This is a genomic window from Mucilaginibacter sp. P2_A5, from assembly GCF_056404995.1.
This window is the reverse complement of sequence record NZ_JBFUCY010000003.1, coordinates 38,865-61,127: the sequence shown is the minus strand read 5'-3', so window position 1 is coordinate 61,127 and position 22,263 is coordinate 38,865. Positions and strand designations below refer to the sequence as shown.

Annotated in this window: 19 protein-coding genes; 10 read left to right on the top strand and 9 right to left on the bottom strand. The window is 43.7% G+C overall.

The annotated features are described in order from the left end of the window. Nucleotides 1-129 precede the first annotated feature (129 nt). The 4 genes from AC1DXF_RS03485 to AC1DXF_RS03470 form a co-directional block, all read right to left on the bottom strand. The gene (locus AC1DXF_RS03485) at nucleotides 130-828 is read right to left on the bottom strand and encodes an Imm52 family immunity protein (protein WP_477446162.1); all 699 of its coding nucleotides are present in this window, start codon (nucleotides 826-828) and stop codon (nucleotides 130-132) included. 2 nt (nucleotides 829-830) lie between these two features. Next, entirely contained in the window at nucleotides 831-4,487 is a 3,657-nt protein-coding gene (locus AC1DXF_RS03480; RefSeq protein ID WP_477446160.1) for a DUF6443 domain-containing protein, read from the bottom strand. Between the two features lie 51 nt (nucleotides 4,488-4,538). Next, nucleotides 4,539-8,924 carry a SpvB/TcaC N-terminal domain-containing protein gene (locus AC1DXF_RS03475; RefSeq protein WP_477446158.1) on the bottom strand — a complete coding sequence of 1,462 codons (4,386 nt, stop codon included), beginning with the start codon at nucleotides 8,922-8,924 and terminating at the stop codon, nucleotides 4,539-4,541. A gap of 170 nt (nucleotides 8,925-9,094) precedes the next feature. Next, entirely contained in the window at nucleotides 9,095-9,454 is a 360-nt protein-coding gene (locus AC1DXF_RS03470; RefSeq protein ID WP_477446156.1) for a hypothetical protein, read from the bottom strand. Nucleotides 9,455-10,161: 707 nt separating this feature from the next. On the opposite strand from AC1DXF_RS03470, the gene AC1DXF_RS03465 reads away from it, so the two are divergent. Beyond that, nucleotides 10,162-10,707, top strand: a complete 546-nt coding sequence (locus tag AC1DXF_RS03465; RefSeq protein ID WP_477446154.1) for a pyridoxamine 5'-phosphate oxidase family protein — start codon at nucleotides 10,162-10,164, stop codon at nucleotides 10,705-10,707. Here AC1DXF_RS03465 and AC1DXF_RS03460 read toward each other — a convergent pair whose 3' ends face one another. Further along, nucleotides 10,708-11,055: a hypothetical protein gene (locus tag AC1DXF_RS03460; protein WP_477446152.1), complete on the bottom strand. Its 348-nt coding sequence runs from the start codon at nucleotides 11,053-11,055 to the stop codon at nucleotides 10,708-10,710. Between the two features lie 188 nt (nucleotides 11,056-11,243). On the opposite strand from AC1DXF_RS03460, the gene AC1DXF_RS03455 reads away from it, so the two are divergent. The 4 genes from AC1DXF_RS03455 (at nucleotide 11,244) to AC1DXF_RS03440 (ending at nucleotide 14,711) form a co-directional block, all read left to right on the top strand. Beyond that, nucleotides 11,244-11,663 (top strand): pentapeptide repeat-containing protein, encoded by a 420-nt coding sequence (locus AC1DXF_RS03455; RefSeq protein WP_477446150.1) that lies wholly within the window; start codon nucleotides 11,244-11,246, stop codon nucleotides 11,661-11,663. A 272-nt stretch (nucleotides 11,664-11,935) separates the two neighbouring features. Beyond that, on the top strand, nucleotides 11,936-12,295 hold the full coding sequence (locus AC1DXF_RS03450; protein ID WP_477446148.1) for a hypothetical protein: 360 nt from the start codon (nucleotides 11,936-11,938) through the stop codon (nucleotides 12,293-12,295). Nucleotides 12,296-12,576: 281 nt separating this feature from the next. After that, nucleotides 12,577-12,954: a chorismate mutase gene (locus tag AC1DXF_RS03445; protein WP_477446146.1), complete on the top strand. Its 378-nt coding sequence runs from the start codon at nucleotides 12,577-12,579 to the stop codon at nucleotides 12,952-12,954. 296 nt (nucleotides 12,955-13,250) lie between these two features. Beyond that, a complete protein-coding gene (locus AC1DXF_RS03440; protein ID WP_477446144.1) occupies nucleotides 13,251-14,711 on the top strand; it encodes a glycoside hydrolase family 30 protein in 1,461 nt (486 codons plus the stop codon). A 43-nt stretch (nucleotides 14,712-14,754) separates the two neighbouring features. Here the strand turns inward: AC1DXF_RS03440 and AC1DXF_RS03435 are convergent, their stop codons facing one another. Next, nucleotides 14,755-15,630 (bottom strand): endonuclease/exonuclease/phosphatase family protein, encoded by an 876-nt coding sequence (locus AC1DXF_RS03435; protein ID WP_477446142.1) that lies wholly within the window; start codon nucleotides 15,628-15,630, stop codon nucleotides 14,755-14,757. 76 nt (nucleotides 15,631-15,706) lie between these two features. After that, nucleotides 15,707-16,534, bottom strand: a complete 828-nt coding sequence (purU, locus tag AC1DXF_RS03430) for a formyltetrahydrofolate deformylase (RefSeq protein WP_477446140.1) — start codon at nucleotides 16,532-16,534, stop codon at nucleotides 15,707-15,709. 130 nt (nucleotides 16,535-16,664) lie between these two features. Between purU and AC1DXF_RS03425 the strand changes: the two genes are divergently transcribed. The 3 genes from AC1DXF_RS03425 to AC1DXF_RS03415 all read left to right on the top strand — a co-directional run bounded on the left by AC1DXF_RS03425 (nucleotide 16,665) and on the right by AC1DXF_RS03415 (nucleotide 17,811). Then, nucleotides 16,665-17,081, top strand: a complete 417-nt coding sequence (locus AC1DXF_RS03425; protein ID WP_477446138.1) for a hypothetical protein — start codon at nucleotides 16,665-16,667, stop codon at nucleotides 17,079-17,081. A gap of 180 nt (nucleotides 17,082-17,261) precedes the next feature. After that, a complete protein-coding gene (locus tag AC1DXF_RS03420; RefSeq protein WP_477446136.1) occupies nucleotides 17,262-17,483 on the top strand; it encodes a hypothetical protein in 222 nt (73 codons plus the stop codon). Continuing rightward, complete coding sequence (locus AC1DXF_RS03415; protein WP_477446134.1) at nucleotides 17,473-17,811, top strand: type II toxin-antitoxin system RelE/ParE family toxin; 339 nt, start codon at nucleotides 17,473-17,475, stop codon at nucleotides 17,809-17,811. The genes AC1DXF_RS03420 and AC1DXF_RS03415 overlap by 11 nt, the downstream gene beginning before the upstream one ends. A 14-nt stretch (nucleotides 17,812-17,825) precedes the next feature. On the opposite strand, the gene AC1DXF_RS03410 is transcribed toward AC1DXF_RS03415, so the two are convergent. Continuing rightward, entirely contained in the window at nucleotides 17,826-18,188 is a 363-nt protein-coding gene (locus AC1DXF_RS03410) for an AraC family ligand binding domain-containing protein (RefSeq protein ID WP_477446132.1), read from the bottom strand. 223 nt (nucleotides 18,189-18,411) lie between these two features. On the opposite strand from AC1DXF_RS03410, the gene AC1DXF_RS03405 reads away from it, so the two are divergent. Continuing rightward, the gene (locus AC1DXF_RS03405) at nucleotides 18,412-18,945 is read left to right on the top strand and encodes a hypothetical protein (RefSeq protein WP_477446130.1); all 534 of its coding nucleotides are present in this window, start codon (nucleotides 18,412-18,414) and stop codon (nucleotides 18,943-18,945) included. A 140-nt stretch (nucleotides 18,946-19,085) separates the two neighbouring features. Here the strand turns inward: AC1DXF_RS03405 and tamL are convergent, their stop codons facing one another. After that, nucleotides 19,086-21,476, bottom strand: a complete 2,391-nt coding sequence (tamL, locus tag AC1DXF_RS03400) for a translocation and assembly module lipoprotein TamL (RefSeq protein WP_477446128.1) — start codon at nucleotides 21,474-21,476, stop codon at nucleotides 19,086-19,088. Between tamL and AC1DXF_RS03395 the strand changes: the two genes are divergently transcribed. Then, on the top strand, nucleotides 21,467-22,216 hold the full coding sequence (locus AC1DXF_RS03395; protein WP_477446126.1) for a TrmH family RNA methyltransferase: 750 nt from the start codon (nucleotides 21,467-21,469) through the stop codon (nucleotides 22,214-22,216). The two genes, tamL and AC1DXF_RS03395, sit on opposite strands and share 10 nt — an antisense overlap. Nucleotides 22,217-22,263 lie beyond the last annotated feature (47 nt).

The window sequence follows — 22,263 nt, the reverse complement described above, 5'->3', positions numbered from 1 at the left end:
ATATTATATTATTTAGCACGCTGGCAAGGCTGGATCTTGCCACAGCGAAAACACTTGTAATAGCTGGGTGGTATGCACAAGCCGACAGCTTTATTCGGGATTGAGATAATCCCTTTTTAAGGCATGTCATTATCGCACCAATGATGCTATTGTTTTTCTTAATGGCAGGTATTCATTCATTAAGCTATAATCGTAAGCAAGACCGTTATTGGTATTCAAATAAAACAGATCACCACCATAATAATTGGGCTCATGAACAATTTTTCCACTGACTTTAAGTATGCCTTTTGTACGTTTTATATAAGTAACCCAGCCAAACTCATTTGTGGAATTTAAAGCAGCAGAAAGTTCCTTTGAATTTAAAACTACTATATCAGGATTCCAATTTTTGATCAATACTTCTATTATCTGCTTTACTTTGTCGAGTTGTAGTAGCCGCACCTTCGCAATTCCTTCAATAGGAATTTTAATTAAACAAACATTGGTCAATCTTTCGGAGTCTTTGCCTACCCCGAAAGATATCTGGCTTGATTCTTCGTCTTTATGTCCTGACCATAACCATAAGCTAAAACCTATTTTGCTATATCCATCTTGATCCATATCCTTTTTTTTAAGCCCTTGTCGATATAGCCTTTCCACATATTCGGAAGATGGAATAAATTCTCGTTCCAACGCTTGTTTACGACTCATTCCTAATTCGTAAAAATTCAAAAATTGATCATCAATTCCCCTTAATTCGGTTAAAGTATTCAAGGTTGGAATGACTATGTTCTTGAGCACTTCTTTTCTATTTTTCCAATATGCTCCGATATAGAATGTATCAGTCATGTTTACTTTGCTGGTGTATATTTTAATGTAATACCTGTAATGTTATTATCTTCAAACAATGTTTTTGTAGCATCTAAAGTCTTTTGACTCGAAAAATTCCACTCAATTGGTGCTCCGTTTGCTGCTTCAATTTGTCGCTCGGCTTGATTAACTAACGCTTTTTGACCTTTAAACCATAATCGAAAACTCCCATCCTTTCCAACAAAACCATCATAAGAACTTTTGGCTTCTAATAAGCTTCCGTTACTTATGCCATCAAACTTTACTCCGTTTACTTCAAATGCGCTACCTGCTGGAACGCCGGTTATTTGTTCCTGGTATGCCTTTGCTGCGTTTGACCATCCGCTTGTACTTTCCGAAACCCATGAACCAGTTACTTCCCTGGCAACCGGACTAAAAACTCTGCCAACTCTTCCTAGAATGCCATCAGTGGCTAACATAATTGCAACGGTGGCTGCCGCTTCTTTAGTATCTCGTATCCCCTCTTGTTGCAATGCTTTCCATTCTTTTGAGCCTACTTTGAAACGTCCACCGTTATTCGTGTTATCGATAGGTTTAAGTAATACGCCAATCGTAGTAGCAGTGCCCATCAATACGTGCTTCGCTAAATGCACGCCAGCTCCGGTTGGCGTACCTGGCCTTGTCACAAAATTCCAAATAGTACCCCAATCCGGCCACATTCCGTCCGGATCAATGAACCTTATTGGGTCATTAAAAGCATAAACGTATGGCGACCATCGTCTCCCTTTCTCGGCAAGCGGATCCACGCTCGTCCACCTCCCGATCACCGGATCATAGAACCTTGCGCCGTAATCATACAGCCCCGTCTCGTCCTGCAACTCCTTGTGATTGTAAAGATAGTGATTTGCAGAACTTGGCGTAGTCCCAACTAAACTTTGTATGGTATATCCAAAAGCGTAATAATCGCTCCGCTGCGAGTTCAGCGGTGTCATCTGTGTTGCATCGCTCGGGTTCCAGGTAGTGGTCATCCGGGTATTGCCCAAATGGTCTTTCAGGTCATACTCATATTTATAAGCTGTTCCGCTTTTGCGTGCCCGGCCTTCCTCGGTAGATATAAAGTCAAGTACCGGGGTTGCATTGGAGTATTGATATTGGATTCCGCCGATATATTCGGTAACAGTAGTAGTACCAAAGGTTGTCGACAACTTTCTGAGTTTTCTGCCTGTAGCATCGTAAATGTAAGCTACCGAGGTGCCGCCTTTCACCGCCGTTTGCGGCAGGTTAAGCATATTGTAGGTCTGGGTAAGTTCTTTGTTCAGGTCGTTTAGTTGGTTGCCGTTACCATCGTAGGTATACTCACCAGGCTGCTTCACCGCTTCAATAAAGCCGATTGTACCACCCGCTACGGCATCGTCTATCCTGTCAACCTTATTGCCGCTTACATAAGTATAGGTCAGGCTGTCAATCGCTGTGCGGGTAGTGGTGGGCTTATCGTAACGGTTCAGCTTCGTGATGTTGCCCATCACATCGTAAGTCACGTTCTCATTGTAAAAATTGTCGTTGGCCGTTTCTGTGGCGGTGGAGCTGATGGCGTTTACCAGCCGGTTCAGCTTGTCATATCTGTAATTATAGGTAAGCGCAGAATAAGTTGTTCCCGATAATGCCCCTGTCAGCGTTTTTATTTTGCCAATGTTCCCGTTGTACTGCGGCACAGGCGCATTATTATATTTCAGCTCCATGCCAAACTGGTCGTTGGTATCAGCGTTGGTTAATCCGCCGTCTGCTGTCAATGTTGGGTTGTTGATGTTAGTCAGCCATCCGCGGGCATTGTACCTATAATCCACATTCTGCAGAAAGCTTGTTCCGTTAAGCGAATGCAGGCCTTTTTGCTTCAACTGCCCAAGTTCGTTGTAGATGCTTTTGGAAACTATCGCCCTGTACCCGGTAGTGTCTGTGCCATTCTGCAAATTGCTTTTCGACAGCAACTTCCGGCCCATGTGATCGTAGGTATATTCATTGGTTGCCGTGACTATAAGAACCTGCCCGCTGCCGGCGGCATTTTTATTGTAGTGATACCTTACTACTGTGAGCGGCTGTTTGTTGAAGTTATACTTTATTTGTTCATCGTCATAGTTATATTGATTAAGCCAGGAAGCTCCGCCCAGGTAATGCTGACTAAACGTACGGATCACCTGCCCGTCCTCGTCATAATAAGGTACAGTCCACAAATAATCAGCTGTAGTATTTAGTACCAATACCTTGGTGGCTGTTACCAGCCCCGTAGTTTTCTTGCTGTACAGCGTGTTGCTTTGCTGGTTGTACAGGGATGGAAAGCTCGGAATATTAGTGTAAGTATCATAGTAGGTTACGCTTAGGGTAGTGGTATATGTTCCGGGCCAGGCAACCGAGGTATAGCCTGTACTGCCCGTGGCCTGCCGGGTTTCCCAATATTTTGTTGCGGTATCGGCCAGCGCCTGCACGGCCACATGGTTATCGGCGCCACTGCTGCCGTTCTGAAAAATGCCCGTAATAACCGGCCTGCCCATGGCGTCGTACTTGGTTATCGTCCATTCCTGTGTGACCTTCATCCGCTGTACCGAATCCTGGGTGGCAATAGGCTGGTCAAGCTTGTTGTAAATGATAAATTCCCAACCCTTGCCCGGTACCTTTTTTTGCGTCAGCCGGTTGCGGCTGTCGTAGCGGTACTGGTAACACCTGTTGTCAATGGTGCTTTGGCTAATGGCGGCCGTCGAATCCGGTTTGGCTCCAGGCGGCAGCACGAAGCACAGGTTACCCAGGATATCGTACACATAATAGGTGCTCAGCATTTCGGCCACAGCGCCTTTTATATTGTAGGTGCGCTTAAGCACCACGTGGCCTTCTTTGTCCTTGTACTCTTCGGCAGTGCCAAAGCAGCCGTCGGCGGTTTTCCAGTTCTCGTCCTTGTTGATGGTTACGGTTAACTGCCCTGGTGTATAGGTAGCTGTATTGCCGGTTCTTATTAACGACCTGCTGTTATTGCTGTTGACGGTAGCCGAATACAGCGCTGCCTTCCTGCTGCCTGTGTTGGTGCTGGTAATATTGGTGGTGCTGAAAATGCTGGTTTGCTCATTGGTGGCAAATGCAATGCGCAGGGCGTGGGCCGTATCGGGGACGCCGTTGGTTTGCCAGGCCAGGCCGGGCGCTCCCTGCTCCACAACCCGGTTTAAAGGCGATGGTTCAAAGCTGGTTTGTGCAAAAGGATAAAGGGTTTTTACCACGCCATTGGTCTGTTGCCCTTCTGTTGTGCCGCCGGACGGGTTATAATAATACCTTACACCCGCGCCTGTATTGAGCGCATCGCTGCGGTAAGCGCCATAACTGGTAGATGTATTTACATAGGGCAGGTATTTTACAGCCTCCCTGCCGTACTGGTCATAAGCTACGGGCTGGATAATATCGTAACCCACAGGCGAGGCCCGCTGCTGCACCGCCTGCATGGGGCGGCCCAGCCCGTCAATGTACTGAATAGCCGTCATCACCGAATCTTTGACCGGTGTCAGCTGGTCAAGCCGGGCATTGGTAGTGATGCCGGTTCGGGGCACCCGTGTGCGCACGTAGTTCTGCGTAGCTGTTTGCGCACTTGCGCCATGGAAGAAAAAAAGCGCCCCTGCTAACAGCAGGAGTCCTTTATATATTTTGTATGGTAATAATTCCATTGTTTCGTTTGAATAAGGTGGTAATAATTATTTTTATGCGTTACGGAATCATCAATCTCCCTGGTCAACTACATATCCTGTACCCGGCTGTAATGTCACCACGGTTGAGTAGCAGATCTGCTTTTCGTTTATGCCGAAACAGCCCGAAACCGGGATCGATCCGCCGGTAGCCTGGTGAGCACCCGCAGCTATGGTTACGGTGCTGTTGGTTGTTGTCACCTCGGGGTTCGGGGTACGCCCGTCAGCATAGGTTCTGCTTGTCACATACCGGTAGTTTACCGTGAGGGCGGACGGGACGTTATAAGCCATGGTGCATGCTTCGTCTGAGTATGAGTTAAAAACGTACGTATTGTAAGTCAATCCGTTACTGGTACTGGTGCTGCCAACGGTCATTCGCAGGTAGACAGTGGCGGGAGCGGTAACGGTAACCGGACAGGACGGTGAAGTCATGCTGATGCTTCGCCACTGGTGTGCGCCGTAGGTGGGGCTGTACGGGTTGGTGTCGGTCTGCTGAACCCGCTGCTCGCCGGTATTGCCGTTTGAGCCCTGAACGCACTCCGGCGTTCCTGTGTCGGCCCAGGTAGCGGATGTTGATACATAATTATAATTGAAGTTCTTCAGGATATTACCTTTCTGATCTTTTATGTTCATCAGGCGCTGAAAGCCATCATATTCGTAATAACTGGTCATTCCCCTTGCATCTGTACTACTGGTCGGCCCCACCAATGGATCATAGGTATAGGTGCTCATCTGCGCGTTTACAGGATATAATTTTACATCATCTATATTGCCTGTTCCTGCCAGTGTTATTGTAGTTATGCCGCTTACCCGGTGCTCATAATATGTCCATCCTTTGTTGGTTGGGCCTTTGATGGGATAGCCGCTTACCGGTGTACCGCTCACCGTTAACGGAGTTGTCGGCGTGGTGTTTTTGATCCAGTACGAAACCACATAGGTTGTTGCTGCCGATAAGCCGCTCTTGCTGATGCCCCCGTTTGATATCGGGTAGGATTTAGTACCTGTGAACGCCGTGGTCACGCTGTCGCGCTGGGCAGAACCGATTGTCCAATTGCCCGTTCCGTTAGATTCAAAGCCGGTATAAGCAATGTTGGCCAATGATCCGTTGGTTACAGAAGCCACCGGGTAATTACTTTTGTAATCATAAATATAATTATTGACCGGCCCGGCTGTTTTTTGTTGCTCCAGTAAGTTGCCGTAAGTATCGTAATTATTCAATAGCAACCTGCTTTGAATTGGATTGCCGCCATCCTGGGTTTTAATTTCCTGCGGTAAAACGTTATTGCTCCATAAAGCGAAATTGGTGATGGTTTTATCAACCAGGGAAGCATTATTGTACGTTTCTGATTCAATTACATTGGTAATCATGTTGCGGGATACCATAGTATCAATAGCGGCGGAAGCAGTGGCACTTAAAGGAATTGAACTGTTGATCGCTGTTTTTTCTAAAGCGGTACGGCTGAGTGTTTTGATGTTAAGGCCCTGGCTGTTTAATGACTCCGAACGGGTAGGCTGTAAATTGGCGGGGGTATCATAAAAAAAGTTGGTTACCACATAATTCGAATCCAGTCCGTTATTAAAATAATTTACAAGCGTCGACCTGGTTTTTTGGACCTGCTCTGTAATAACATTAAAGTAGCTTTTGGTAACAAGTTCAGACAAATGATTAAAAGTAAAACACGAGCTTAAAATATTAAATGAATTGGCCGCCTTATACGTTTTTATACTTTGCTGATTGGTAAACAGGTAATCATTGGTGATTTTACGAAGTGGCACGTTTGCACTGGTATAGATAGTTTCATTCAACAGCAAACCCTTTCGCCAATCTAAAGGTACAACAGGCAAAAAAGGAAGCACTTTTGATTCGGAAACATTAAGGTCGTTAGCCTGCGAAAAATAAGAAACAGTGTAGCCGTTGCCGCCATTGGCCCCATAGGAGGTAGTTACTTTTCCGTATCCGACAGTTCCGCCCTGGATAGTCCCCAATTCCCACTTCAGGTTACTGCTTCTTGCTTTATATACGTACGATGAGATCAGCATTCCGGGGAACCCGTTCTGAGGAACTTCTTGGCGGTCATTCGACTCTCTTTGTTCGGCCACTTTGTTAATTAACGTTTCTTCATCAGTCGTACTTTCGCCATCATTATTTAATACGGAACCAGTATTTGCCGAAGTATACATTACCGTGTCGGTCACCAAAGGCTTATTATATGTCTGCGGATCGTATCCACATCTTTGTTCGGACCCTTCTGATCGGATAGAGCCATCGCTATTATAATAGATGGAATAGACAGTTATACATCCAAGTTGGTCGACACCACCGCCGCCACCACCACCGCCACTGCCGCCGCCACCGCCACCGCCACCGGCGCCGCCACTAACGGGGGCGCTGGTGCAAGTCCCGGCGCAATCATAGGTATTATCTGTAACAGAGGTTAAGTAATCGTTAACCGGGTCAAAAGAAGGTATATTAGGGTTTTCATATTTAAAATTTCTTTGAACAGGGCTGCCAGATCCCGCGTAATCGATGATACTTTTAACCCTTAAACCGCCGACAGGCTGATTAAAGGCTCGGGTTCCGGTAGATTGCAAATAAGAAAAATTACCCTGGATGGATACGAAATCGGAGCTGCTCACAAAATCACCTGATGAAGAAATACTGCTGATTTTGAAGGTATACGTACCTGCCAGTAATGAAACATATTGTGACGATGTAAACCTGCCGCCTGTAAGCTTGCTATTTGAAATAGGAACGGAACAAACAGCGATTTGTGATGAATTGATTATTGAAACGGTAGCAAAATTGGTACTTGGGCCGTAATCGTTAGTAATGCTGCTGCTAAATGACGCATTTATAGCTAAAGTAACGTATTGGCCTTGAGTAATGGTAAAGGTTTGGCTTATGGTATTGTTGTATGGGTTTTGATTGGCGGTTAAGTATAAATTAAGATTTGCGCTGCTGCTGGTCTGGTAATCCTTAGTAGTTGCAATAGTGTTTGGCTCAAAATTAAATGTACTGTACCCCCCGGTAGGGTAGGTGATTTTTGTAAGCATTTCTGCCGCCATTGACGTTGAATCAGCATCTCTTACGCCGGATGTGTAAACACCCGGATTCTCAAAGCCTGTTGATACAGGTAAAAAGGTACTATTGTTTACAGCCCCGTTAAAATACCCCCAATGGTCCTGGGCATATGATTGACGGGAGGGCAATAACAAGGGATTGTAAGAGAATGTCCATGTTTTGGGCGAACTATTGTCTATAGGGGTTTCCTGGATAAAATTAAGTTTTAACCTGTACTTGCTTTGATTTGAATTTTGGCTTGTGTAAGCAAGGCTTGAACCCGCCTGCGAATAGCTATAAGAAAACTTGAATTTTTGAATGTATTTGTTTGCTGTTTTTGAAAACACGTCTATTTCTTTTAAATATTTGCCGCCGGGAAGGTCAATTCTTCCGGTAGTATCATTTATAAAAAGAACTTTGCCCAGGTCTGACTCTATGCTGGATAAGTTAAGCATATCAACCGCCTGTGTTTCCACATAATGATAAGGCTGTTTATTGGGTGACGTAGCGCATGAACTTGAAGCCAAAGTGGTTTGATATAAATAATCAACCTGGAAAACCCCCGCATCCTGGTTAATGACTGATTTTTCGTAGTTAAAGCGGATAACTTCTCCGGCAGGCGTAGTAATTGATTTTAAATACCATGTGCTTATAAAAGACGGCATATCCGAATTTTTTATCATCGATCTTGTAGACGCTGTTATTTCTACTGCCGACCCGCCACCAAAAATTAGTTTTGTACCATCGTCCATGGTTACGCGCCATGTGCTATCCTGGTAATTCGTTTTGATAATTATTTTACTGTAGGGCTGCGTAATAATTGTGCCGTTGCCCGAAAAATAAAACTTAAAAGAGCGCCCGAGCGCGTTGAACATGTACAAATCCGGCTCACTGTCTGATAGTCCGTTTGCAACAGCAGCTGTTGTAAGTGAATCCATTGACGGCACCGTGGTTGCCGACGATAAATCTCCGGGATTTGTATACAGTTTTCTTACATCAAAGTATCCTACGCCTCCCGCCTCATCAGGCAGCCCCCGTACCGATCTTGTAATAACCCCTCCTCCATTTAGGGCCCAGCCAAGGCCAACAGATGATGCCACCTCGCCAACTTTTATGCCCGATGAATGATAGCTTACAGAAATAGGGACACTCGTAGTCCTCCCTTTCAGTGTATAAAGGGGAATGTCTATTGAAGGTATACCAGTGTATAAACTTACCGGCCAGTCGGCGTATTTACCCAAACTTGATGCATTTGGCGATGGTGGTATAACATTTTGAAGATCACTTGGTCTTTGCGTAGACTGGCTGTATGAAAAGGACGCTGTTAATACAAAAAGACAGGCAATTAAATATTTCAAAACGTGCTTACTGCTATAAATGGAGATTCTTGCGTGATCAGGTTTTGCAGCATTTATATTGATGACATGGCGGCATGAGGGCGCGGCTTGGCCTGAATTAGGGGATTTTTTTTTCAAATACATATTCTGATAAAGTTGGTATGGTAAACAAGTTATTGTAAGTCAGTGGATCAATTGCCCGCCCGGTTCAGCGTGCAATGCACCACCGATCCGTTCAAACTGATATTCATCCCAATAGAATCAGCATACACCGTCCCGTTGTGGTACACATCAAGCCCATTCACGGTAACTTTAAAATGCAGACCAGCGGTGTCAAGCTTGCCTTGGTCAATCGGGAACTCGCCCAGCGGGCTGGCAGCGGTACCGGCAACAGAATCGCCGAGCAGGGTAAAATTATAGGTTAAAGGGTAGGCGGTGCTGTCGGCAGTAAGTAGTTTACCGGTCCATTTGCCGCCCAGGTTGGTGGCGGCAGTAAAGCACAATGCAAAGCAGCCGGATAATACGGTTGTGATAAGGATTCGTGGTTTCATTCAGTTATAGGGGCATTAATAATTTGTGGTTAAATTAATAGGATCAGAATTATTTGGCAATAGGTGTTTTCACCGGGTGGCACCCCGTTAAAACACGGGGTGGCAGGGGCGTTTGGCAGGTCGGGTTAACTTTGTTAAAACCTATGCCGCTTTCGGACGAAGGACAACAGCCTTAAGCGCTAAACCGCAGGCCATCCATTCATGAACTGTGAAACTTAAACCCGACACCACAAATTTACAGGGTGTGGTTGAAAAAAGTGGTGGCACAACTTTGTCAGTATTTGATTACCAGGAAGATAAAAACGCGACGGCTGGCAATGGGCCGCTTATAACTTACCAACGAAAGCATAAGGTCGGCCATCCTCCAGGCCACAAACATATGACACGTGCACAAAACGTTGCTCAATAAGCCTTATTTACCTGAATGTATTTGTTTACACGCAGCCCCGTTAGCGATTGAAACGGATACCTCCGTTAGCTAACGGATAAGGCCCTGCGTAGTATGAGTGTAAAGCGCGGGCCGCAGGCAACGGCAGGGAAAGAGTCAAGAGATTAGAGTCAAGAATCAAGAAGCCGTTCGGCACGTAAGGGTGCAATAATTCCCTTCGTTTTCCGATGGGAAAAAAGTTCATTAATAGATGCTTCTTTCGTCAGCATGACAAGTCGTATTATTCATTAAATTTGGTCAACAGGAAAAATAAATCACTATGGGAAAGTTTTTTGAAGCCATCCAACCGGCCCACCAGGCCTTTATCGATAAACAAAAGATGTTTTTTGTGGCCTCGGCGCCACTTGCCGCCGATGGGCATGTTAATTTATCGCCCAAGGGGATAGACAGCTTTAAGGTATTGTCGCCCGCCAAAGTGGCTTACATGGATATTATAGGTAGTGGTAACGAAACGTCGGCCCATATATTGGAGAATGGCCGCATTACCCTGATGTTTTGCGCGTTTGAAGGCCCGCCAAACATTCTCCGTTTATACGGCAAAGGCTATACCGTACTGCCCGGCGATGAAGAATGGCCCCTGCTGGCCCGGCATTTTAATATCCTGCTGTCAACCAGGCAAATCATTGTGGCCGATGTTTACCAGGTACAAACATCCTGCGGTTTTAGCGTACCCTATTACAGCTATGAAGGCGAGCGCAACCAGGCTTACAAATGGGCCGCCAATAAAGGCCCCGAAGGGCTGGAAGCTTATAAAAAAGAAAAGAACCTGCTTAGCCTTGATGGATTGCCAACGGCGCTGTATTAATCATACATCGGCAATGGAATGCCAAAGCGGTGGGTTATCCCTGATGTGCGTTAAATGTTCAATTACTTCTTCAACTTCTGTTACGCTTAATTCGTGCTGGCCGGATGTGTATGAAAATACGTTGGCGGGCTGTTCAAAAGCTACAACGCCCAGATAATCGGGATCGGCGTTTTTATCTAAATGCAGGGAGGCCTCTTTAGTTGCAGCCTGTTCATCATGGCCCCTGTCGCGGTCAATATACAAGCTGTAAGTATAGCTGATTACCGGGTGCCCGTCCAGGTGGGCCTGGGTATCTGGTATCGCCATCAGGCGGAGCTTGCTGGTTAATGTGAAAAATATAGGTTTCATAATGGGTTTATTTACAACTCAACGTGGCAAGGTTTAAATAGTTTGATTGGAGCATGATTTGATAGAACATGGCAATATCCTGCCGGTACAACAAGGGCCAATTGTCGCAAAAGCACCCTTAAAATGTCTGATGTGGGCATGGTGGTTTGCAGGCGGCTTTGTAAATTCGATTAACAAAAACAGCTATTATGGAAAGTGCAAATAATAACCCCGAAAAGGTGAGCATCATTGAAACCAACAAAGTGATTGAAGCCAGGTGCGCACACCTGGATGGCTCGACGTTTGTGATGCTTAAAATGAGCAATGCCAGCTTTAATGATGTTGACCTGACCAAGCTCAAAATTACCAACGCCAACTTAAGCGACCTGGAGATTGAAGGCGCCCAGCTTGGCGGGGCCTACATCCACAACATTGGTATGCCACCCGAAGGCCACCCGGCATACGACCCCGCCGTTAAACAACGCCCCCTGCGCTTTGATGACTGTGAGCTTAGCCAGAGCACCATTAACAATTGCAACCTGCAAGGCGTTGCCATAACCGATTGCAATACCGCCGGTATGACCATCAATGGTATTTTGGTCGATGATTTGCTGAATGGTAAGGCTTAGGGAGGTGTGGAAGGGGAATGATGTCGATTTAATCCTCAATGTCATGCCGAACTTGTTTCGGCAACCCACTTGCTAAGTGTACTTCATGCGGGTCAATTGTCCTGTGAGATCCCGATATGTTAGCCAACAGATGGGATGCTCTCCGTTTTTTGAAGTGATATGTGCAGAAATTATCGGTATTAAAAATGTTGCAATAAATATGGTACTATGTATTGTATAGTACTGTGTTTTGTATTAGCTTTGTGATGAAAACACTCAACAACAATATCATCATGAAAAAAATACAACAATTTATGGCCATAGCAGCATTCATGTTGCTGGCCACAGCCTGCCGTTTTGGTGGCCGGCATACCACCATTATCGAAAATGCCGATGGCCGGACAGTGAAGATTGAATACCGTGGCCAAACCTATTTTACCGAAGATGGTAAAGGCATCAAATTTATTTCGCCTCATGGTTCGGTGGCCTGCAGCATCAACAGCGACAACTTGGTTGCCGAGAATGACCACGGGCGGATTGTTTACGAAATTAACGGCGGCGGCAAACAAACCCAACTCGACGGATACGGAAAAGAATTTTTGGCCAGGGCCGTTCAGGAGATGATTAAACGCGGACACAGCAGCGACAAATAACCACTATTTGGAATGATCGTTCCAAATTGAAACCCGGTAACTTGCTTCCCGGGTTTTTGTAATTATAGGTCAAAGCGATACCTGTGATAAAAAATAGCCGGTTGTTGTTATTAAATTACCCAAAAATTGATAAACGGTTACATTTTTGTGTGATTTTTTGTTATTTTTTTGAAACTTTTTGACAGACTTTTGGCCCCCTTACATTTTCAAATCTTCAAATTCTCAAATCTTCAAATTATCCCGGATATTCAAATTCTCAAATTAATTTATTAAATTAGGATATGAAAACACTCACCCGAATTGGAGTTTTGTTATTAATGTATTTGTTTAATCTCAATTTAGCCAGCGCCCAATCTGTACCGATGGAGACTCCTAAAAGCACCGATCAAACCCTGAAGATAAACCGTAATAAAATTGATTCGCTTGATAAACAGCTTATTGCGCTGCTTGGTCAGCGGGAACAGGTGGTTAAGGAGATTGGTATTTACAAGGCCAAAAACAATATAGCCCCACTACAGGCCGACCGCTTTAAGCAGGTACTTGAAAAAGCCGTTGAAGCAGGTAAAAAAGAGGGCCTGTCGGAAACCTTTATTACCGAGCTGATGAACGCTATTCACAAAGAAAGCCTGCGGATAGAGGAGGAGCTTAAAAAGCAATAAATTGACCGGAGTAACACCAAACCGGGGCTGTTTAGTGTATAAAATACACAATTGTATCTTAGCGTATCAAAACATTTTTCCGATATCGTTCCCGAATTTTTAACTATTTGATTATTAGCGATATTTAAAGTTTTTTTATTGGTATTGAACCGTATCATTTGCTTATTAAATAGCAATAAATCAACAATTTATTGCCTTACTTATTTGCTTTATTCAATTTAACTCTCTTAATTTGGAACACCGGAACCGCCTCCCTAATGGCGATTTGCCCGCTGGTACACCGATTAAGACCGACCATGAATAAAAAAACGATAATTGCCTGTTTTATAGCAAGCGGCTTACTGCAGCCGTCAGTGGCTAACGCCCAGGTTAAAGTGCCGTTTTCCACAGCCAATAAAAAGGTAAAAGTTATAGTATCTGATAACCAGCCGGGTATGAGGTTTAAAACTACCGAAACCCTAAAGTTTGAGGATAGCCCACAACCCGGCGAAACAGAAGTGTCTGTTTTTGTTGACCCGGCAAAATCGTTCCAAACCATGCTGGGCATTGGCGGCGCGCTTACGGATGCCGCTGCCGAAACATTTTATAAACTGCCCAGGGATAAGCAAAAAGAGCTTTTAGCTGCTTACTACGATAAGGATAAGGGAATAGGCTACACCATGGCCCGCACCAATATCCAAAGCTGCGATTTTTCGAGCGATAGTTATTCTTATATCAAAGAGGGTGATGGCGCACTTAAAACGTTCAATATCAGCCATGACAGGGCTTATCGTATCCCTTTCATTAAAGAAGCTATGGCTGCGGCCGGCGGCAAACTTACCTTGTTTGCATCACCATGGAGCCCGCCTGCGTTTATGAAGGATAATAACAGCCTGCTGCATGGTGGCAAGCTGCTGCCAAAATACTATCAAAGCTGGGCCAACTTTTATGGCAAGTTTATAAGGGCTTATGAAAACGAAGGGGTTCCTATCTGGGGCCTATCGGTACAAAATGAGCCCATGGCTTCACAAAGCTGGGAATCATGTAAATATACCGCCGAAGAGCAGCGCGATTTTGTAAAGAACTTCTTAGGCCCAACCTTACAAAAACAGGGCCTGGGCGCCAAAAAACTTATTATCTGGGACCACAACCGCGATTTGTTATACCAGCAGGCCAGCACCATTCTTGAAGACCCTGCGGCTGCCAAATATGTATGGGGCATAGGTTTTCACTGGTATGAAACATGGACGGGGGCGGGGCAGCAATTTGAGTCGTTAAGGCGCACACATGAGGCTTTTCCTACTAAAAACCTGATCTTTACCGAAGGCTGTATCGAAAAATTCGACTTCAACAAAATTAACGATTGGTCGCTTGGCGAGCGTTATGGATTATCCATGATAAACGATTTTAATGCCGGTACCGTTGCATGGACAGACTGGAACATCCTGCTGGATGAAAAAGGCGGCCCTAATCACGTGGGTAACTTCTGTTTTGCCCCGGTACATGCCGATTTACGTAACGGCAGCCTCATTTACACCAGTTCGTACTACTATTTAGGTCATTTCAGCAAGTACATTCGTCCTGGCGCAAAACGCGTTGCGGCGGTTGCCAGCCGCGATAAATTATTAACTACCGCTTACCTGAACCCTGACGGCAAGTTATCCGTAATAGTGATGAACAATACCGACGAAAAAATTGAATATAGCTTGTGGATAAAAGGTAAAGCTGCTAAAACAACCAGCCAGCCGCATTCCATTGCTACACTTTTGGTAGAGTAACAACGATCTTTTATAATCAACTAAATCTCAGATGTATGGTGGATCATTTATGGTCCACCATTATCATTACCGGGAAATGGTCTGATGGCAACTTAGCTTCGTATTTATTGGTTTGTTTGTTTAAAGCACGGTAAGTATCGGTAAGGATGCCATATCTTTTTACAGAAAAATCCTTGCTCAGGAAAATATGGTCTATTCGGCCTTTTGATTTATTTTCGGCGTCAAAGGCATTAAAAGTGCCATTTTCGGCATATTTTATGGGCGATAGTTCATATGCATCCTTCAATTTACCTGATGTGTTGATAACGGCGTAACTATCTGAAGTTTCATCGACATTAAAATCGCCCGATAGTATTACAGGCTCATTAGCAGTCATCTCTTTGATCTTTTGCAAAACCAGTTTGGAGCTTTCGCGACGGGCTACCACGCCGATGTGATCCATATGGAGGTTAAAAAAATAGAATTTATACCCTGTTTTTATTTCCAGGAATGATGCCCATGAGCAAATACGCGGTAAGGCAGCATCCCAACCTTTGTTTGGGCCGCTGGTTATGGTTGATAACCAGAAATCGCCATGCTTAAGCAACTTAAATTTGTTTGTTTTATAAAATATAGCCGAAAATTCGCCGGCTGTTTTCCCGTCATCGCGGCCTATGCCGGTGTAATTATAGCCTGGCATTGCTTTGGTTAAATCATGTAGTTGATGAACAAGCCCTTCCTGGGTGCCAAAGATGTCAAAATCATGAAATTGGATCAGTTTTGCAACAACAGGCAGGCGTTGTTTCCACCCGTTCCCGCGTAAGGAATCATCGTTGGTGGGGCTGTCGTTACGTAAATTGTAGGTAGCTACGGTAAAATGTTGCGCAAAACACGCAGGAGCACAAATAGTGAACAGCAAAATAAACAAAAGTTTTTTCATAGGGATAGCATCAGATAAGAAATCTGAGGGCGAAAATAACAGGTTAGTGTTAATTAGGGGTTATGTAACAAGCTGTTTACTCAAAAATAACAGTCTTGTTTTTTGATACAAATACCCGGTCTTCAAACACCAGCTTAAGGGCTTTGGCCAATACCGATGTTTCAATTTCCTGGCCGGCTTTTACCATAGTTGCTGCTGTAAATGTGTGGTTTACGGGGATGATCTGCTGGGCAATAATTGGGCCCTCGTCCAACTCGTTTGATACAAAGTGGGCAGTTGCACCAATGAGTTTTACACCACGTTCAAAAGCCTTGCGGTATGGATTTGCCCCAATAAAGGCGGGTAAAAACGAGTGATGGATATTGATGATGCGCATAGGGAACCTGCTTACAAAATACGGCGAGAGGATGCGCATGTACTTAGCCAATACCACGTAGTCGGGTGTATACTGTTCAACGGTTTCTATTACCCGCTGTTCAAATTCTTCTTTGGAATATTCCTCGTGAGATATGTGATGAAAAGGCATATCAAAGCGTTCGCAAATGTTTTGAAGCGTAGCATGGTTACCTATAACACATTGCACAGTTGCGCCTAATGTTTTAAAGTAATTACGGATGAGGATATCGGCCAAACAATGGTATTCTTTGGTTACCAGCACTACTACCTTTTTGTGGGGCAGGGGGTTTACCATAACCATGGCTCCTTCGGGCAGCAGGGGTTTTAATAGCTGTTCCAGTTTTGCATCTTCCTGGTTATTGTCAACTTCAACCCGCATAAAAAACAAGCCTTCGTTTTGATCTACATGCTCGCGCATAGATACGATGTTTAATTGCTGTTTGGCTAAAATGGCTGCTATGTAGGCAACCAGGCCCACCTGGTCTTTACATTGAATAACTATAATCATGGTTTAACGATCCAAAAAATTTGGTGCAAAATAACATAACTAATTATATAAAATCATTTTTGCAAAAATTTGTAATACGCTGTAGCAAAGGATCAAGTACTTACGTAATACTTTAGTATAACTTGAAAAAATGAAATACTTTATCCTGTTGTTTGCCGCCATGGCGCTTTGCAGCATTAGTTCATGTAATAAAGAAGGCTTACCCGGCCCAACATCTACACAAATAACAGGTAGCTGGCGTTGGGTAAAATCTGTTGGTGGTATAGGTGGGGTTACACTCACACCGCAAAGCCTGGGTTACTCATTTACCCAGGTTTATGGTGCCGACAGTACTTTTAAAATGTATAAAAAAGATTCGCTTACCTTGTCGGGTAAGTTTTCGATAACCAGGAACTACAAATATTCGGCTACCGAAACTTTTGACCTTTTGAAGATTAACGACCTGAACCCTACCGCATTTACTATTCGCAACGATACCTTATATCAAAACGACGTTTTTATTTCTGATGGCTTTAGTACTGTTTACGTACGAATTAAGCCCGATTAAAGAAGTTTAAAAGTCATCCGGTAAAGCCATCGGGGGCAACATCCGGGCCCTGCAAGCAAGGCAAACCGATTGTTTTGCAAGCAGGGGGCTGGCTTGGCAGCAATGCCAGGCCAGCATGGCTTTTTTTAAAAGTATGATTGATAAGGTTGATAAAGAATTGAATATTAATTATCTTTGGGTATGACCACCTTTACAATACAAGTTCCTGAAAACGCGAAAGGCAAACTCTCGGCCGTTGTGAAAGAGCTTGGTGGCGAGATTATTGCCATCTCCCCGGATAAAGAAACATCAAAAAAAACTAAGCTTTTAAATGAGATAAAAGCGGGGTTAAAAGAAGTAAAGAGCATTCGTAGCGGAGAAGCAAGTTCTTATTCTATGTCCGATCTCTTTAATGGCAAATAACGTACGCCTTACTTCATTCTTCGTAAAAAAAGCAAAGCGCCTGTTAAAGAAATACCAAACGCTACAAAAAAGTTTGCTGCATCTTGAACAAAAGCTCATGGAAAACCCCAAAATTGGAGATAACTACGGCTCGAATATATACAAGGTGAGGCTTGCTGATGAATCAAAGGGTAAGGGAAAAAGCGGAGGCTTTAGGGTGATTACGTACCTTGTAGAAGAAACAACGACCGACACCGATATATACCTGATTACGATATTTGATAAATCAGAAGATGCATCTATCGGCAAGGACGATATAAAAAAGATTATTAAATCCGAAGGGTTATGATTCTTTGAATCTTTTTACATTCCATCAGCCACAAAATTTATTTCGTGGCCGGGATCAAAAGCTACATACGCTCTTCGCCATGGCTGGTCATCAATCAGTTTCCATTTATGGGCGGTTCCTGTAGTATCCAGGGCAATCAGTATTTCGCCGGGCCGTACAATAAAGGTTTCGCCGGTGTAGGTTTCAAACTCAAGAGTACCCGATAAGGTTATCACATATTGTTCGGCAGGGGCGTTATGCCAATCAAAAAACGAGGTTGGCGGCGATTCCTGGAACCTGATACTTGATGCATGGTTAAAGAGGCCTTCGGCTACGGTGCCGGTTTGCACATGCGAGTGTCCGTCGGCCCCGGTATACAATTTATAAGCTTTTATCATTTTATTTTACCCGTTTTGGCAACCGCTGCTAAGCTAAGTTATTTGTGGTTTTTAACGGGCTTACGCGGATAACCGGAGTGTAAATATTTGGCAAACTTATTGCACTTTTAATGGTTCAATAGTTGCTTCGGGCATATGTTTAACGATGCTGTTAATTTGCTTAACGGATAACATTAAAAACACTATTTTTATTGCGTACATTTTACTGATGGTTTATTGACAGATGAAAAAATTATTTCTTTTATTTTGCTTTATTGCCGCGGCGCACAGTTTTGTTTTTGCTGATGCCATAACCATAAACCATTTTGTAGTTAAAGAAAATCCTTTTGCGGTTGACCAGGTGGCCGTAGTAGCAACCGACACGGCGGGTGTAACGCAGGAGAAAGTGAATGGCCTGTTCACTTTTGTAATGAATGGGTTTGAATACCAGCTTAAATTTGAAAAAGGGGTTGCTTTTTATCGCCAAAAAATAGACCGGTCGACGTTTTTGTATGCTAAGCATATGAACGAAACCGGCACCCACGCCATACTTTATTATATATACAAGCACGATAGTAAACTGAGCCCATGGCACATAAGCTGGGTGCTTTTGGTTGCCATACCGCTGATGCTGGTATTGCTGGCTTACATGTTTAAGCGGTTTATTATTATAGCCGTTATCATTTTCTGTATCTTCCTCTATTTTAATTACCACAATAACCTCAGTATCCCAACATTCTTCGAAAGCATAATTGACGGGCTGAAGAATATGCTTTAAAGGAGAGAGTCAAGAATCAAGACTTTTTGACAAGGGATTGAAGGCTTTAAGGTTATTGAGCGGCAAATTACATAAGTTACAAATTAAATAACCGGCCAACCTTTTCAATTCAATAATTCACTAAATCGATAATTCAATAATTAAAAAGGCAGCCCGATTCCAAAGTTTAGCTGCATAAAGTTGTAGCTATCGCCAACAACGTTGCCTTTACTATCAACACCAGTGGCGTTGGCTTTAAGATAAGCCTCTTTAAAACTGCCCGATTTAAACAGTTCATTGGCGTGCTTAATAAGTACCCATTGATCGCTGCCGCTAAACTGCGGATCTTTAAACTTGAAGGCCATATCCAGCCTGAATACAAAGAAACTTAAATCGAACCTTAGGCCTGTACCTACACCAATTGCAGTTGACTGCCAAAGATTATCAAACCTGAACTCGCCATTCGGGCTTTCGGTTTTTTTGCCCAGGCGCCAAACGTTGCCTGCGTCAACAAAAACACCCCCTTTAAGCTTTGCACCAAAAAAGTTATTGATTAGCTTATAACGGTATTCGGCATTGGCAACTAATTTAATTTCGCCAAACTGGTCAAGATATTTATAACGGGCGCGCCCGGTGACATCAGTGCCGTAATAAGTCGCCCTGTCAAAATTTCCAGGGCCTAATGTACGTGGTAGCCAGGCGCGTATATCATTGGCGCCGCCGCCATAAAAGTTTTTTTCAAATATCAGTTGCTTGCTGTTACCATACGGTATGCCAATACCCGGATTAATACGAAAAATAAGCTGCTTTTCGCCCCCCAACGTGCGGTAAAAGCGTATATCTCCCTCGGTTTTTGCATATTGGCTAAAAACATAACCAAGAAATTTGCGCTGGCCCGAGTCATCCCGCGGCGTATTAAATGTATTGCTTAACAGGCTCAGGAAATTACCGCCAACATCCAGGCTTCCGCGGAAGTACAAAAAGTTATCATAAGAGTTTAATTCGATAGCGTTGTATTGAAACGTGTACTGGCTGCCGGTTGTAAATACGGTTCGGCCTATTAAATTGATATAAGCCAGCCTGTTATAAGCCAATAAACTATCCATTGCAGCCGGGTCAATAACGCCTCTTGAAAATTCAATATTTATTGGCGTAATGGTATGCAGCTTGCGGGCTGTTTCATAAAAGTCATAGCTAATGGAGTTTACAAAACTTTGGCGCGTTACCAGGCCTTTTTGATAAAACAAGGAGTAGTTGGTTGAGAACGTAGTATGCGGCACTCCGAATTTCCCTAAAAGCGGGAAGCTGAAGGGCGATATGATGCGGGGATATATGAGGTTTGCACCCATCCTAAGCTCCTGGTTTTGTATATTATCACTATTGGTGGTGTTTGTTCCATTATCAAACAAAATGCTCCAGTTGAGTTTCAGCTGCAGGATTGCTGCCTGGTTAAAAAGATTTCGGTTGGTAAAAGTATTGCCCACATTGTAGCCGTACCTGCCATTAGCAAACAGGAACTCGCCCTCAACCCTGTCTGAGTAATGCTTAAGCGGAATAATATCTATTTTGGTATTCAGGCGATGGGTGCTATCGCCCAACTTTTCATAAGTGGGGTTGGGTACATTACGAAAAACATTTAACTCCGAAAGCCTGGTTGTAGTTAAGGTTTGTTTGTCGATATCAAATAACTGCCCTTTTTTTTGGAACGTATAATCAGTTACAACACGTGGGTTAAATCGATGAGAAAAATCAACATACCTGAATTGCGAATCGACCTGTAACGTATCGGCTTTTCCGGTGGTTCTTCCATTGCTGGTAGATATGGTTATCAGTGTATTATTAATTTTATAAACCGGGTGTTCTGTTTTACCTGCCGGGTTGTCAATCATCATTTTAACATCAACCACACTACTGTTAAAGGTAGAATCGTAGGTAAAATTGATGTATTGCCGGTAAAAATCAAAATAGCCGTTGCGTTTCATCAACAGGTAAAGTTCATCGCGGTCATGTGCCAGGCTATCCATATCAAAACGCCCGCCGGGTTGTATATGCGATATTTTGTTTCGGTTGGCGAGGTAAAGGTTGGCAATATTTTTATCAGGGATGCTATCTTCAAACTTGCGGATATGGAACATAGGACCTTCTACTGCAGTAAAAACTATTTCGGCACGTTGTTTTTTGATGATGATGCTATCTGTAACCTTTGCTTTTAAATAGCCACGGTTCTGTATAAATTTTTCCATCTGGAAGCGCGAATAATCAACAAGGTTACTATCCAGTAAAGTGGGCGCTTCGCCAATGTTGCGCTTGCCATGGTTGCTAAACCAATAATAAAACTGCAGGTTAAGCTTATTGTTAGGCTGTTGTTCTTTATCAACATAATTTAGCGCGGCTTCGGCAAATTGTTCGTCAATACCTTTTATGGTAATTTTGTTTACCAGGGTTTGATCTTTGCGAATGCCGCGGGTAAGGCTACAACCCGAACCGATTATGACCAGTAAAATACTTAATATTGCAAGACGGTAACCAGCAGGTTTTTTGTATGCTTTCAAAATCACAAATCAGTTTATTAACATCCTTACAACATAAAAAATTTCGCAGGGAGCATGGTTTTTTCCTGGTTGAAGGCTATAAATCAGTTGTTGAGTTTACAGGCTCGGGTTACCAGGTTGATACGATATACCATACCGAAGCAATTGCTCCAAAAATGCTGAATTTATCCCGAAAAATAAACTTTCAGGAGATTTCGATGAAGGATATCGAAAAAATCAGCACTTTGAAAACGCCGCAGGAGGTAATTGGTTTGATTAAAATTCCAATATGGCCAACTTTAAATTACGATAGCCTTAAGCACAGGTTTTCTTTAGTGCTGGATAACATCCAGGACCCCGGCAATATGGGTACCATTATCCGCACCGCCGACTGGTTTGGAATTGGCGATATTATATGCAGCGAAGACACGGTTGATGTGTACAACCCCAAAGTAGTACAGGCCACTATGGGCTCGCTGGCGCGTGTAAATGTACATTATGTAAACCTGGCGCAGATTTTGCCACAAATTAAACTGCCCGTATTTGGAGGGATGCTTGACGGCGAAAATATTTATAACACAGGTTTTGGTACCGAAGGATTATTGGTGATGGGTAACGAGGGCAACGGCATAAGTGCTGATATTGAGCGGTTAATCACCACAAAAATAACCATACCAAGGGCCGGCCAGGCCGAATCATTGAACGTAGCAATTGCCACTGCAATACTCTGTTCTGAAATAAAAAGAAATTCGATGAAATAAATATTGGCTTTGCAATAAATAAATTACTATTTTTGCAATCCTAAAAT

Bases quoted from the DNA above. Each gene is read 5' to 3' on its own strand.
- AC1DXF_RS03470 (WP_477446156.1), bottom strand. From the start codon at position 9,454: ATGAAACCACGAATCCTTATCACAACCGTATTATCCGGCTGCTTTGCA.
- AC1DXF_RS03440 (WP_477446144.1), top strand. From the start codon at position 13,251: ATGAATAAAAAAACGATAATTGCCTGTTTTATAGCAAGCGGCTTACTG.
- AC1DXF_RS03460 (WP_477446152.1), bottom strand. From the start codon at position 11,055: ATGAAACCTATATTTTTCACATTAACCAGCAAGCTCCGCCTGATGGCG.
- AC1DXF_RS03425 (WP_477446138.1), top strand. From the start codon at position 16,665: ATGAAATACTTTATCCTGTTGTTTGCCGCCATGGCGCTTTGCAGCATT.
- AC1DXF_RS03410 (WP_477446132.1), bottom strand. From the start codon at position 18,188: ATGATAAAAGCTTATAAATTGTATACCGGGGCCGACGGACACTCGCAT.
- AC1DXF_RS03420 (WP_477446136.1), top strand. From the start codon at position 17,262: ATGACCACCTTTACAATACAAGTTCCTGAAAACGCGAAAGGCAAACTC.
- AC1DXF_RS03415 (WP_477446134.1), top strand. From the start codon at position 17,473: ATGGCAAATAACGTACGCCTTACTTCATTCTTCGTAAAAAAAGCAAAG.
- AC1DXF_RS03435 (WP_477446142.1), bottom strand. From the start codon at position 15,630: ATGAAAAAACTTTTGTTTATTTTGCTGTTCACTATTTGTGCTCCTGCG.
- AC1DXF_RS03405 (WP_477446130.1), top strand. From the start codon at position 18,412: ATGAAAAAATTATTTCTTTTATTTTGCTTTATTGCCGCGGCGCACAGT.
- purU (WP_477446140.1), bottom strand. From the start codon at position 16,534: ATGATTATAGTTATTCAATGTAAAGACCAGGTGGGCCTGGTTGCCTAC.
- AC1DXF_RS03485 (WP_477446162.1), bottom strand. From the start codon at position 828: ATGACTGATACATTCTATATCGGAGCATATTGGAAAAATAGAAAAGAA.
- AC1DXF_RS03455 (WP_477446150.1), top strand. From the start codon at position 11,244: ATGGAAAGTGCAAATAATAACCCCGAAAAGGTGAGCATCATTGAAACC.
- AC1DXF_RS03395 (WP_477446126.1), top strand. From the start codon at position 21,467: ATGCTTTCAAAATCACAAATCAGTTTATTAACATCCTTACAACATAAA.
- AC1DXF_RS03465 (WP_477446154.1), top strand. From the start codon at position 10,162: ATGGGAAAGTTTTTTGAAGCCATCCAACCGGCCCACCAGGCCTTTATC.
- AC1DXF_RS03445 (WP_477446146.1), top strand. From the start codon at position 12,577: ATGAAAACACTCACCCGAATTGGAGTTTTGTTATTAATGTATTTGTTT.
- AC1DXF_RS03450 (WP_477446148.1), top strand. From the start codon at position 11,936: ATGAAAAAAATACAACAATTTATGGCCATAGCAGCATTCATGTTGCTG.
- AC1DXF_RS03480 (WP_477446160.1), bottom strand. From the start codon at position 4,487: ATGGAATTATTACCATACAAAATATATAAAGGACTCCTGCTGTTAGCA.